Below are 13676 nucleotides of genomic sequence, written 5' to 3' on the forward strand. Positions count from 1 at the left end.
GCGCGATATGGATGGAGCATGAGCAGCAACGGGGGAGCCCGCCACGGCGCGGCCGACGAGCCAACGAGTTTTGGTCTGCAACCGCCGAACCCGAACCCGAACCCGCCCGCGTCCGTGCCGCATCCGGGCAACCCGTACGCGGCGCCCACCCAGGTGGTTCCGCAGCAGCCGCAGCCGCAGGCGCCGCTCCGGTCGTCGGCGCCTTCGCCGACACCGTCGCAGCCGTCCCGCGATGAGCCGTCGCGGCCCCAGTCGTCGCAGGACGAGCCCGGCGTCGGCCGGCTCATCGCCGGTCGTTACCGACTGCTTTCCAAGCTCGGGCACGGCGGTATGGGCACGGTGTGGCGGGCGGCGGACGAGACGGTGGACCGCGAGGTCGCCGTCAAGGAGCCCCGCGTCCCGGACCACCTTCCCGAACGCGAACGCGCCAACGCGTTCGAGCGCATGCGCCGCGAGGCCCGGGCGGCCGCCCGGCTCGATCACCCCGCGGTGGTCAACGTCCATGACGTCGCGGTCGTGGACGGGCAGCCGTGGATCGTGATGGAACTGGTCCAGGGCCGTTCCCTGGGCGCCGTGCTGCAGGAGGAGGGCACCCTCTCCGCGCGCGAGGCGGCCAGGGTCGGCCTGGAGGTGCTCGGTGCGCTGGAGGCCGCGCACGCGGCCGGCATCCTGCACCGGGACGTGAAACCGGACAACGTACTGCTCGGCCGGTACGACCGGGTCGTCCTCACCGACTTCGGCATCGCCCAGATCGAGGGCGAGACCAACCTGACCGACACCGGCGGCTTCGTGGGCTCGCCCGAGTACATCGCGCCCGAGCGGGTGCTGGGCCAGCGTCCCGGACCCGCCTCCGACCTGTGGTCCCTCGGTGTCGTGCTGTACGCGGCCACGGAGGGCGTCTCGCCGTTCCGGCGCAGCAACACGCCCGCGACACTCCAGTCCGTCCTCAACGCCGTGCCCGCGCCGCCCGCCGTTGCGCAGGGTCCGCTGGCCGAGGTCATCACGGGCCTGCTGCAGAAGGACCCGGCGCACCGTCCGAACGCCGCCCGGGTGCGCGCGCTGCTGGACGCCGTCGCGAACCCGCCCGCGCCCCAGCCCACGCAGATCGTCCACGCCCCGGGCCTCGGCACCGGCACCGGTACCGGTTCCGGTACTGGATCCGGAGGCAAGGGCATCCGGATCGGCTACAAGACGCTGGGCGGACTGGGCGCGGCGGTCGTCGCCGGAGCGGTGGCCGCGTACCTGGTGATCGCGGACCCGTTCGCGGGACCACTGCCGGACGACTGGAAGACCCACAAGGAGAAGGACGTCGCGGCGTCCGTGTCGGTGCCGAAGGACTACCAGCGCACCGTTCCCGACCCGGAGAAGTCCTTGGGCGGCAGCGATGAGCACTGGGTCAGATACACGGACCACAGCGGCAGCATCTGGATCGGTCTGACGCTGTACCGGAAGGCCGAGGACACCAGCAACGAAATCGAGGCCTCCGCCGATGCCGAGATGTACGACGACAACAAGAGCTTCAAGGAGAGCGGCAGTTACGTTCTCGACATGCCGGAGGGACCGGTGACGGAGCCGAAGCCGGACCTCACATACCAGGGGAAGAAGGCGGCGGAGAACACCGTCGTCTACAAGACGAACGACAGCCAGAACCCCCGTCCCCGCGAAATGCGGATCTTCTACTACATGACGTCCGACGAGGACATGTACAAGCTCACCGTCAGCTACCCGGGCAAGGGTGACTTCACGGAGCGCGGGCGCGAAGTGGCGGAGACCGTGATCGCCAACCTGGACGTCGACAAGCTCTGATCCGGGCGGGACGGGCCTGTGCCGCGCCCGGTACGGGCACCGCGTCGACAACGCGGCGCCTCGCACGGTACTGATGGGGGATGAGCAACGACGGTGGCGCGACGGGTGCCCGGGGTCGCCTGGTCGGCGGTCGCTACCGACTGATCGAGCGGATCGGGTCCGGCGGCACGGGCACCGTCTGGCGGGCGCTCGACGAACTCGTCCAGTGTGAAGTCGCCGTGAAGCAGCTGCGGTTACCGGGCCACCCGGGGGACGAGAGGCATCGGCGGGCCGCCCACCGGCTGCACCACGAAGCCCGTGCCGCCGCCCGCGTCGACCATCCCGCCGCGGTCGTCCTCCACGACGTCGTGATGGAGGACGACGGGGTCAAGGAGCCGGAGGGACGGGACGGCACCAACGGACTTCCCTGGATCGTCACGGAGTTGGTCCGCGGCGAGTCGCTGCACGAGCTGCTCGACCGCGGTCCGCTGCCGCCCGCCGAGGCTGCCCGGATCGGCCTCGCCGTCCTTGGTGCGCTGCGAGCCGCCCACGCCGTCGGCATCGTGCACCGCGATGTGAAGCCCGCCAACATCCTGCTCGGACCGCACCGGCGCGTCGTCCTCACGGACTTCGGCATCGCCCACGTCCAGGGCGAGGAATCCCACACGGGCAGCGGGGAGTTCGTCGGATCACCGGAGTTCACCGCCCCCGAGCGGACGTCCGGCAGCATCGCGGGCCCCGCCTCCGACCTGTGGTCCCTCGGCGTTCTGCTGTACGCCGCGGTCGAGGGCCGGTCCCCGTTCCGCCGTACGACGCCGGAGTCCACGCTCGCCGCGATCACCGCCGAGGACACGCCCGAGCCGAAGCAGGCCGGTGCGCTCGGTCCTTTGATCGTACGGTTGTTGGCGAAGGACCCCGAGGAGCGGCCGGACGCCGAAGAGGTCGCAGGGGTACTGGAGGCGGCGACGAAGGGGCGGCCCGCACCCGAACCCGCGGCACCCGCGGACAGGAGTCAGGACACCTCACAGGACACCTCCGGAACACCGGAGCCGACAGCGGCCGCCGGAACGGTGCGGCCGGGCCGCTCCGTCCCCGCGGCCACCCCCGTACCCGTACGCGACGACCGCCCACGCGCACCGAGACCGGAACCGGGACCGAGACCGGCCCCGGAACCGGGATCCGAGCCGATTCACGAGCCCGAGCCCGAGCCGGTTCCGGAGTCCGAGCGTGAGGCGGTTCTGGAGCGCGGGCCCGAAGCGGAGTCCTTCACGCGCCACCTCTTCCGTCCCGCCCCCGTAGTGGCCCTCGGCGCTCTGCTCGCAGGTGGTGTCTGGGCGGCCACCACCCTCGCGTCGGACACCGGATCGGCAGCCGAGCACACCGGCCGTGTCACGGCTTCCACAACCGCCACGACCTCGGCATCCGCCCCCGCCCCTGCCGGTCCCGCCCTGGCCCCCTGGACGGCTCACCGCGAGACCGCCTTGGCCGCCGTCCTCCACCTCCCCCGCGGCTATCGGGAGCTCGCCGGTGAAACCGGCGCGGGCGACCGGCCCGGCACCGTCCTCTACGCGTCCGACGACGACGGATCCCGCGGCCTCGCGCGGGTCCGCCTCACCCGGTGGGACCGCGCTCCCCGGTCCCCGATGGCGCAGGCGCAGCACGAGCACGTGGACTGGGGAACGTACGACAGGGAGGTGCGTACGCGGTACACCCGTACCAGCTTCCAGGGCCACGAAGCCGTCCTCGCCGAGACGACCGGCGGCATGGAGGAGCCTCCCAGCCGGCTCGTGCGGCTGCTGATCCGCACCGATGACGGCCCCCTGTACGAACTCAGTGTCCACATGCCCGAGGGCGGCGTCGGGGAGAAGTACGGGACGGCGGTGTTCGAGGGCGCCCGCGACCGGCTCGAGATCGGGACGGTCCGATCAACAACGCCCTGATCAGCGGGTTTGTTGCCAGCGTTCACTGGCGTGGTGGCTGAGTGGTCCGTGAATCTGTTACTGACGGGTACACAAAGTGTTCGCGCGGGCATACCCTGCGGCTCATGACGGACGCGCAGACCCGGCACACGACCGGTACCAATCCCCTCGCCCCCACCCCGGCGGGCGCCCGGACCGCGGTCGACGTGGTCACGCCCGAACTGGTCGCCCAGCTCACCAAGGGCGTCGTCGGGTCCGGGCGGACCGCCAACCACACGCCGTTCACCGGGCAGAAGCTGGCCGACCTGCCCGAGTCGACCCCCGAGGACGTGCAGCGGGCCTTCGAGGCGGCCCGCGCCGCCCAGGCCGTGTGGGAGCGGACCCCGGTACGTCAGCGGGCCGCTGTGCTGCTCCGCTTCCACGACCTGGTCCTGGAACGTCAGGCCGAGGTGCTCGACCTGATCCAGTTGGAGACCGGCAAGGCCCGCCTGCACGCCCACGAGGAGGTCCAGGGCGTCGCCGTCGCCGCCCGTCACTACGGCCGCCGGGCGGCCGCGTACCTCCGGCCCAAGCGGCACGCGGGCGCCATGCCGGCCCTCACGAAGGTCACCGAACGGCGCCACCCGCGCGGCGTCGTCGGTCAGATCGCCCCCTGGAACTACCCGCTCGAACTCTCCGTCGGCGACGCGCTCCCGGCGTTCGTGGCGGGCAACGCGGTCGTGATGAAACCCGACACGGAGACCTGTCTCACCGCCCTGTGGGCCCGTGACCTGCTGATCGAGGCCGGACTGCCCGCCGACCTCTTCCAGGTCGTCCTCGGAGAGGGGCCGGTCGTCGGTCCGGAGGTCGTCGAGCGCGCCGACTACGTCTCCTTCACCGGCTCCACCCGCACCGGCCGCGAGGTCGCCCGGATCGCCGCCTCCCGGCTCGTCGGCGTCTCCCTCGAGCTGGGAGGAAAGAACGCCATGCTGGTCCTGGAGGACGCCGACCTGGACAAGGCGGCCGCGGGCGCCGTCCGGGCCTGCTTCTCCTCCGCGGGTCAGCTCTGCATCTCCATCGAACGGCTGTACGTCCATGAGGCGGTCGCCGACGCCTTCCTGGAGCGCTTCGCCGCCCGGACCCGGGCGATCCGCCTCGGCACCTCCCTGGCCTACGGCGCCGACATGGGCTCCCTGGTCGGCGAGCGCCAGCTGGACGCGGTCACCCGGCACGTGGACGATGCCGTCGCCAAGGGCGCCAAGGTGATCACGGGCGGCACGGCACGCCCGGACATCGGCCCGTACTTCTACGAGCCGACCATCCTCGACGGCGTCGAGGAGTCCATGGGCGTCTGCGCGGAGGAGACCTTCGGCCCGGTCGTCTCCGTCTACCGCTTCGGCTCCGACGACGAGGCCGTCGAACGCGCCAACGCCACCTCGTACGGCCTGAACTCCGCGGTCTGGACGAAGGACGCCCGGCGCGGCGGTGAGGTGGCCGCCCGGCTGCGTACCGGCACGGTCAACATCAACGAGGGGTATGCGCCCGCCTACGGCAGCGTTCAGTCGCCGATGGGCGGCATGAAGGACTCCGGCCTCGGCCGCCGGCACGGCTCCGAGGGCATCCTCAAGTTCACGGAGGCCCAGACCGTCGCCCACCAGCGGCTGCTGCCGATGGGGCCGGCCCTCGGCATGGACGACGAGCAGTACGCGATGCTCATCAGCCGGAGCCTGCGCCTGATGAAGGCATTCCGCTTCCGTTAGCCGGTTCGGTTCCGCAGACAGCCGCAGACAGCCGCAGACAGCCGCAGACAGCCGCAGACAGCCGCGCACGGTCGGCGGCAGTCGGCAGCGTCCCGCCCGACGGGCAGCCCCGTTCCGCAGCTTTCGACGAGGAGAGCACGTGTCACAGGAGAACTCCGTCCCGGAACAGGACGACGACGGTCACGGCGGCGAGCCCGTCACCGGTCACGACACCGTACCGGCCACCGGTCACGACACCGAGCCCGTGCCCGGCACCGGTGTCGACCCGGCGTACGGCCACGGCCACGACTACGACTATGACGTCCTCGTCGTCGGTTCGGGCTTCGGCGGCTCGGTCACGGCCCTTCGCCTGACCGAGAAGGGGTATCGCGTCGGCGTCCTGGAAGCGGGCCGCCGCTTCACCCGCGCGTCCCTCCCGAGGAACTCCTGGGACCTGAAGAACTACCTGTGGGCTCCCCGGCTCGGTATGTACGGTCTCCAGCGGATCCACCTCCTCGGCAGCGTCATGGTCCTGGCCGGCGCGGGCGTCGGCGGCGGCTCCCTCAACTACGCCAACACCCTCTACGTACCGCCCAAGGCCTTCTTCGACGACCCGCAGTGGCGGGACATCACCGACTGGCGGGAGGAGCTGAAGCCGTATTACGACCAGGCGCAGCGCATGCTGGGCGTACGGCTCAACCCGACGACGACCACGACCGACGTGCACCTGAAGGCGGCGGCCGAGCGGATGGGCGTGGGAGACACCTTCCACATGGCCCCGGTCGGCGTCTTCTTCGGCGACGGCGAGGACGCCGACGGGAAGGCGAAGGCGAAGCCGGGACAGGAGGTGCCCGACCCGTACTTCGGCGGGGCGGGGCCGTCGCGCCGGGCCTGCGCCGAGTGCGGCGAGTGCATGACGGGATGCCGGCACGGTGCGAAGAACACCCTCAACGAGAACTACCTGCACCTCGCGGAGAAGGCGGGCGCGGTCGTCCACCCCATGACGACGGCCGTGTCGGTGACGGAGGACTCGCAGGGCGGCTTCGCCGTCGCCACGCTCCCCACCGACAACCGCCGCAAGGGCAGCGGCAGGACCTTCCGGGCCCGCCGGGTCGTGCTGGCCGCCGGCACCTACGGCACCCAGACACTGCTGCACCGCATGAAGGCGAACGGACAGCTGCCGTACCTCTCGGACAGGCTGGGCGAACTGACCCGCACCAACTCCGAGGCCCTCGTCGGCGCGCAGACCGACAACCGCCACTACCGCAAGGTGTCGGCCTCGCCCAAGGCCGACTTCACCCGTGGCGTGGCCATCACGTCGTCGATCCACCCCGACGAGAACACCCACATCGAGCCGGTCCGTTACGGTCGCGGCTCCAACTCGATGGGCGCCCTCTCGATCCTCCAGGTCCCGTACGCAGGCAGCGAATCGGGCCCGGCCAGGGTCCTGGGCTGGCTGGGCAACGCGGTGAAACACCCCTTGCTGACGGCGCGTTCGCTCTCCAACCGGCGCTGGTCGGAACGGACCATCATCGCCCTGGTGATGCAGTCGCTGGACAACTCCCTGACGACGTACCTGAAGCCGTCCGGTCCGGGCCGCGGGCTGCTCACCGCCCGCCAGGGCCACGGCTCCCCCAACCCCAAGCAGATCAGGGCGGCCACGGAGGGCGCGTCCGCCCTGGCCGCCGAGATCAACGGCTTCGCCGGCTCCAACATCGGCGAGCTGACGGGCATGCCGCTGACGGCCCATTTCCTGGGCGGCTGCGTCATCGGCGCCACCCCGGAGACCGGCGTGATCGACCCGTACCACCGGCTCCACGGCCACCCCGGCATCTCGGTCGTGGACGGAGCGGCGGTCTCCGCGAACCTGGGGGTGAACCCGTCCCTGACGATCACGGCGCAGGCCGAACGGGCGATGTCGTACTGGCCCAACAAGGGCGAGCCCGACCGGCGACCGGAGCAGGGCGCGGCATACGAGCGGCTCCAGCCGGTCGAGCCGAAGTCCCCGGCGGTTCCGGCGGACGCCTTCGGCGCCCTGAAGCTGCCGTTCCTGGGGATGCCGGCGATGCCGCCGAAGAAGTAGCCGCGGCAGCCGGGCGAGCCGGGACGCGGCAGCCGGGCGAGCCGGCAAAGGAAAGGGGACCTGCGCCCCCCTCCGAGCGCAGGTCCCCTTTCCTTGTCTGCGGCGTGCTTACGCCACCGCACCGGCCTTGCGGCGACGCACCACGAACACCGCACCCGCACCGGCCACGACGGCGGCACCGCCGAGGAGTCCGATCATCGGAAGCGCGGAGCCGGCACCGGTCTCGGCGAGGCTGCCCGTGGCCTTGACCGTCTTGACCTGGCTGATCGGCTTCGTACCACCGGTCTGCGGCTTGGCGTCCGGCGTCTCGCCCGGCTCGGCACCGGCGGCCAGGATGTCGAAGAAGTAGATCCAGCCGTTCGGGTCGTTGGCGATCCAGCAGCCGCCCTCGTCCGAGTACTGGGCGAAGCCGCCCGTCACGCCGATCGAGTCGGGCACGTCGCCGCTGACCCGCAGCCGCAGCTCGTACGAGGTCGACTTGTGGGCGCCCAGCGAGAACGAGGTGAACGTGCCGCCCTCACCGGCGGCGCCGGCGACCTCGCGCCAGGTGCCGCTCGACTTGTCGAGGACCTGCATGCTGATCTCGCCGGAGTAGTCCTCCATGTCGTCCCAGCCGACGGCCGCCACGCCGATCAGCGGAGCGATGTCCGCGATGTCACGGTCGCTCGTGTTGGAGACGTTGAACCGGAAGTTGGTCCAGCCGCTGCCCGCGACGATCGTCTCGGGCAGGCCCGACAGACCGCTCGTCAGGTCGTCGCTCAGCTCGACGACCTCGTTGCCGTCCTCGTCGACGCACAGCTGGGCGTCGTCCTCGGGAGCTTCCTCGCCCTCGTCCTCGCTCTCGCTCGGTGAGGCGGCAGGGCTGCTCTCGTCGGTGACCGGGTCGCCCTCCTCGCCGTCCGTCACGGTTTCGTCGGCGGCGGGGCTGCTCTCCTCGGTGTTCCCCGGGGTGGTCTCCTCCGGGGAGGATTCGCTTTGTTCGTCGTCCGTCGCGGTTTCGTCGGCGGCGGGGCTGCTCTCCTCGGTGTTCCCCGGGGCGGTCTCCTCCGGAGAGGAGTCGCTTCCGTCCGTGGAGGGGCTGCTGGTCGAGGTGCTCGGCTGCTCGTCCGTCGCGAACGCGACGGGAGCGGAGAGCAGGGCGAGCGGGGATATGACAGCCGTCGCGGCCGCGGTGATCATGGCACGGCGGAGCTTCATGAAGACCTCGGGAAGTCAGGTGCACCGCCGGTTGCGGTACGTGTCAGAGGGAGAAGCCTCCGCGGTGGGGCGCGGAAGTGTCCGGTGGTTCCAGTGGTTTGATCTACGAACCCTGTGAATGGTTGTCCCGGCCCTGACATATTCTTTATGTGAGGTGGATCACTCCGGGGCGGTGATCCGTTTCGGCGTACGCTCCCCTTCGATTCCCCTTGGCGGGATCCGGTGTCCCCCGACAGGAAGCGCGTCACCCAGGGCCCGAGCAGCCCTCCGAAGAGCCCGCAGGACCGGAGCTCTCCTCCCTGCCCGACGATGTGTGGGACAGATTCGGCGAGGACGGTGAGCGGGGCATCCGCGCCTCCGCTCCGAAGGAGCCGTCCGCGCGGGCACGGATGGTGACCGAGCGGCTGCGTGCCATGGACGAGGCGCAGGCCGGTGCGGACGGCGGCGGGAAACGCCGTCGGGGTCGGAACAGGTACGCCGCCCCGCCCGCCAGGCCCGAGGGATGGCGTACCGGGCCCGCCTGGCAGGACATGAACGGCCGTGCCCCGCGCCGGCGCAGGGGCTGGAGCATCGTCGGCGTGCTGGCGGCCGCGGCCGTGGCCGTGGTCGCCGTCACCCCGTCCGGCGCGCTCTCCTGGCTGCCCGGCGGTCTCGGTGAGGGCTTTGACGCTTCGGACGATGCGAACGCGGCGAGCGCCGACTCCGCCGTCCCGCTGACCCCGAGACCACCCGTCCCGGCGGTGCCCCCTCTGCCGCTCCGGCCGAGGTCCCCACCCGGGAGCGGCCGTTCGCCGGTTCGCCCGCCGCGCGGTGGGCATCGGGAGCGGATGCCGTCCGGCTGCCGAAGGTGGAGGCGAAGGGGGAGGGGAGGACCGTCAACGGTGTCCCCGTCGTTGAGGTCGAGGCGGCGCTGGAAGGGGCGAAGGAGTTCCTGGTCGCCTCGAACCTCGACCGTGCGGTGCTCATGGGGGCCGAGCCGAGGAAGGCCCTGGCCCTCGTTGACCTGCTGGCGGTGGATTACCTCTCCGAGGTGCGCGCCGGACTGCGCAAGCCCACCGAGGAGAACGACCCGGCGTGGACGTTCTCCCGGTTCGATCCCGACGAGGTCGAACTGGTGGGCGATGTGAGGGTCCGCGGCCGCCTGACCTTCGAGCCCGTACGGAGAACCGCCGGGAAGGTCGTGGTCAAGGCCGACTACACCTTCGTGTACGCGGTGGCCCCTGCCGACGGCGACGACGAGGTGACCCGTTCGATCGTGCGCCGGATGCTCGAGGTGGACGTGGCGGATCCCGCCAGGTTCCAGATGACCGACGGCCGCATCTGGCCCCTGGCCGTGGAGAGCGAGATCTTCGACGACGACTGCCGTAACGGCGACGGGGTGATCCGCCCGCAGTTCTTCACCGACCGGCCCGACCGCCCCACGCCGACGGGGGAGGCCCGGGACCCGTACGACCGGAGCCAGGGGGTACGCGGAGCCGATCAGGGCTGCGGCACCGTCTCCCGCACCTGACGCGAACCTCGTGCAGGGCGTCAGGACCCGCCCGTGGAGGACCGGGCCGTGCAGCAGGGCGGGAGGGCGGCCCCCGCCCTGCTGCGGTCGCACCGTTCGTTGCGGTTCGGGCCGGACCGGACATGTCCCGCCGGCCGGCCCCGGGCGTCCCCGGAGCCGACCGTTCTCTTGGGTGACCGGGCTGCTGTCCCCTGCCGTCCGGCCACTCGTCCGGAGCGAGGTCCCACGACGCACGGCACGATCCGCACATCGCATCGCTCCGGCGAGCCACGCGTGGTTCTTTCGGGCCCGCCCCTGGCTGACACGGACACCGGTACCAACGGCGCGATCCCGGTTCCGGTCACGCGCCGTACGGGTGAGAAAAAATGCGTACGTCTGTCCCTGTGACGGGGTCGGTACCGGAGGGATCCGGTACCGGAGAAGGGCCGGTACCGGAGGGCGGGTGCACGGGCGGGCCGGTGGGTGGACGTACGGGCCGGCGGGCGGACGGGGTGGTCCGTCGCTCGGATTCAGATCCTGCCGCGGCAGAGCTCCAGCAGGGTCATCGCGAGCGCGGTGCCCGGCTTGCCCAGGGCGTCCCTGTAGTGACCGAGGATCTCCATCTCGCGGGAGAGATTCACGCGTCGGCCGCCGGAAGCGATCCGTTCCTGCTGGATGACGGCCGACACGGCCATCCGTTCCTGGACCAGGCCGATGATCCGATCGTCGAGCGCGTCGATCCGCTCGCGCGCGCCGGTGATCACATCGGCGGCCTCGGCGGTGCGGGCGCCGGTCTTCTCGGTGCTGGTGGCTTCGGCGGTGGTGGTCATGTCGAGGGCTCCTCGTCGGACGGTGCGGAGTGCCCGGGGTGCCATGGTCCGAAAACGCCAGGCGCCCCGGACCTTGTCGGCCCGGGGCGCCTGGGAAGTTGCTTGTCAGTGGCTCAAGCAGCACGACCATGGCAGCCGGTGGGCCGGTTGCCATAGGTAAAGAGGAAGGTCGGGTGCGTGAGCATGGGTCCCAGTATGCCGCGCGGTTCCCGGCCGTCCAACACGGGCCGCATGCTGAGACGAATCCGGTCGCGCGGTGCGGTCGCGCGAGCTTCACACGTGCGGGGGAGGGCAGGCGCGCGCCTCCCGGTAGAATCGGGAGGCACCAGACTCCGCCCCACCGCCGGAAGGCACCTCGTGTCATCAGCGACTTCCGCTGCCCACGCGTCCGACACCGTCCTGGTCGTCGATTTCGGCGCGCAGTACGCCCAGCTCATCGCCCGTCGGGTCCGTGAGGCCCGGGTCTACAGCGAGATCGTGCCGAGCACCATGCCGGTCGCGGAGATCCTCGCCAAGAACCCGGCGGCGATCATCCTCTCCGGCGGCCCCTCGTCCGTGTACGCCGAGGGCGCTCCCACCGTCGACCGCGCACTTTTCGAGGCCGGCGTCCCGGTCTTCGGCATGTGCTACGGCTTCCAGCTCATGGCTCAGAGCCTCGGCGGCCAGGTGGACAACACCGGCTCCCGTGAGTACGGCCGTACCGGACTGCACGTCTCCAAGCCGGCCTCCACCCTCTTCGAAGGCACCCCGGAGGAGCAGGAGGTGTGGATGTCGCACGGCGACGCCTGCTCCGCCGCGCCCGAGGGCTTCGCCGTCACGGCGTCCACGGACATCGTCCCGGTCGCCGCCTTCGAGAACGACGCCAAGAAGCTCTACGGCGTCCAGTACCACCCCGAGGTCATGCACTCCACGTACGGGCAGCAGGTGCTGGAGCACTTCCTGTACCGGGGGGCCGGCCTGAGCCCGGACTGGACCACGGGCAACGTCATCGAGGAGCAGGTCGCCGCCATCCGCGAGCAGGTCGGTGACCGGCGCGCCATCTGCGGTCTCTCCGGCGGGGTGGACTCCGCCGTCGCCGCGGCCCTCGTCCAGAAGGCCATCGGGTCCCAGCTGACCTGCGTGTACGTCGACCACGGTCTGATGCGCAAGGGCGAGACCGAGCAGGTCGAGAAGGACTTCGTGGCCGCGACCGGCGTCCAGCTGAAGGTCGTCGACGCGGCTGAGCGGTTCCAGACGGCGCTCAAGGGCGTCTCGGACCCCGAGGAGAAGCGGAAGATCATCGGCCGCGAGTTCATCCGGGTCTTCGAACAGGCCCAGGCCGAGATCATCGCGGACGCGGGCCCGGCTGTGGAGTTCCTGGTCCAGGGCACCCTCTACCCGGACGTCGTCGAGTCCGGCGGCGGTACCGGCACCGCCAACATCAAGTCGCACCACAACGTCGGCGGGCTCCCCGAGGACCTCGAGTTCCAGCTGATCGAGCCGCTGCGCCAGCTGTTCAAGGACGAGGTCCGGCGGGTCGGCCAGGAGCTCGGCCTGCCCGACGAGATCGTCCAGCGCCAGCCGTTCCCCGGCCCCGGGCTCGGCATCCGCATCGTCGGCGAGGTGACCAAGGAGCGGCTCGACCTGCTGCGCGAGGCCGACGCCATCGCCCGCGAGGAACTGACCGCGGCCGGCCTCGACCGGGACATCTGGCAGTGCCCGGTGGTCCTGCTCGCGGACGTGCGCTCCGTCGGCGTCCAGGGCGACGGCCGGACCTACGGCCACCCGATCGTCCTGCGCCCGGTGTCCTCCGAGGACGCCATGACCGCAGACTGGTCGCGGCTGCCGTACGACGTCCTCGCGAAGATCTCGACCCGCATCACCAACGAGGTGCGGGACGTCAACCGCGTCGTCCTCGACGTGACGTCCAAGCCGCCGGGGACCATCGAGTGGGAGTAGTGCCCGGCGGGGAGCACTCCCCGCCAGGCACTGTCAGCCCTGCCCGTCCTTGTCAGGCCCGCTTGAGCGTGCGCACCGGCTCACCGGGCCTCCAGACCTGGAGGACGAGATACGTCTCGTCCTCCACGTAGGTTCGTACGACCTCCGTCAACTCGGTGCGGAAGAGGTGGAACGGCTCCGGCGGTTCCACCTCTTCGGTGTATCTGCGCCGGGTCTCCTCGTCCTCGACCTCGATCGCCCGCCCACTGATCCGGACGTCCCCGCCGCCCATGCCCGTGCCCGGGCCGGGGTTCGCCTGGAGCGCGAAGCGCGGGTCGCGGCGCAGGTCGAGCGCCTTGAGCGAGTCCGGCATCATGCCGAGCCACAGCTCGCCGTCCAGGAAACGCACCTCCAGGCCGGTGGTGCGCGGCGACCCGTCCTTGCGCAGGGTGGCGAGGACGTGGTGGGTGTACGTGGCGAAGCGCTCCTCCACGGTCTTCGCGAGTTCGGGTTCGGCGGTGGTGAAGGCCCCCCAGTTCGTGTTCATGGGCCGAGTGTGGCGCGCATACCGGACGTCTTGTGTCGGGTATCCGCCGACTCCACCGGACGGGGTACTCCGGAAGGCGGTTTCCGGAAAGCGGCTCCGAAAGCCTCGGGAAAGGGGCCTTCGGCCGGTACGGCGGGCACCGTACGGAGCAGGGGTGTCGCCTTTGTCACGTCACACCGGATCTTTACGGA

At 71.1% G+C, this 13676-nt stretch carries 9 protein-coding genes; 6 read left to right on the forward strand and 3 right to left on the reverse strand.

The features are described 5' to 3' along the window. Positions 1-18 precede the first annotated feature (18 nt). The 4 genes from OHB56_RS25900 (at position 19) to OHB56_RS25915 (ending at position 7505) form a co-directional block, all read left to right on the forward strand. Positions 19-1806, forward strand: coding sequence for a serine/threonine-protein kinase (locus OHB56_RS25900; protein WP_406355873.1), 1788 nt, complete (start codon positions 19-21; stop codon positions 1804-1806). 80 nt (positions 1807-1886) lie between these two features. After that, positions 1887-3725: a serine/threonine-protein kinase gene (locus OHB56_RS25905; protein WP_406355874.1), complete on the forward strand. Its 1839-nt coding sequence runs from the start codon at positions 1887-1889 to the stop codon at positions 3723-3725. Positions 3726-3829: 104 nt separating this feature from the next. Next, a complete protein-coding gene (locus OHB56_RS25910; protein WP_406355876.1) occupies positions 3830-5443 on the forward strand; it encodes a succinic semialdehyde dehydrogenase in 1614 nt (537 codons plus the stop codon). A gap of 244 nt (positions 5444-5687) precedes the next feature. Further along, positions 5688-7505: a GMC oxidoreductase gene (locus OHB56_RS25915; protein WP_406359217.1), complete on the forward strand. Its 1818-nt coding sequence runs from the start codon at positions 5688-5690 to the stop codon at positions 7503-7505. 108 nt (positions 7506-7613) lie between these two features. Here OHB56_RS25915 and OHB56_RS25920 read toward each other — a convergent pair whose 3' ends face one another. Continuing rightward, on the reverse strand, positions 7614-8702 hold the full coding sequence (locus OHB56_RS25920; protein WP_406355877.1) for an LPXTG cell wall anchor domain-containing protein: 1089 nt from the start codon (positions 8700-8702) through the stop codon (positions 7614-7616). 847 nt (positions 8703-9549) lie between these two features. On the opposite strand from OHB56_RS25920, the gene OHB56_RS25925 reads away from it, so the two are divergent. Further along, positions 9550-10212 (forward strand): hypothetical protein, encoded by a 663-nt coding sequence (locus tag OHB56_RS25925; RefSeq protein ID WP_406355879.1) that lies wholly within the window; start codon positions 9550-9552, stop codon positions 10210-10212. Between the two features lie 509 nt (positions 10213-10721). On the opposite strand, the gene OHB56_RS25930 is transcribed toward OHB56_RS25925, so the two are convergent. Further along, entirely contained in the window at positions 10722-11021 is a 300-nt protein-coding gene (locus OHB56_RS25930) for a chorismate mutase (protein ID WP_406355881.1), read from the reverse strand. Positions 11022-11378: 357 nt separating this feature from the next. On the opposite strand from OHB56_RS25930, the gene guaA reads away from it, so the two are divergent. Then, positions 11379-12959: a glutamine-hydrolyzing GMP synthase gene (gene guaA, locus OHB56_RS25935; protein ID WP_406355883.1), complete on the forward strand. Its 1581-nt coding sequence runs from the start codon at positions 11379-11381 to the stop codon at positions 12957-12959. Positions 12960-13011: 52 nt separating this feature from the next. Here guaA and OHB56_RS25940 read toward each other — a convergent pair whose 3' ends face one another. Next, positions 13012-13485 (reverse strand): pyridoxamine 5'-phosphate oxidase family protein, encoded by a 474-nt coding sequence (locus OHB56_RS25940; protein WP_406355885.1) that lies wholly within the window; start codon positions 13483-13485, stop codon positions 13012-13014. Positions 13486-13676 lie beyond the last annotated feature (191 nt).

It is taken from the genome of Streptomyces sp. NBC_01635 (assembly GCF_045209715.1).
Lineage (GTDB): Bacteria > Actinomycetota > Actinomycetes > Streptomycetales > Streptomycetaceae > Streptomyces > Streptomyces hirsutus.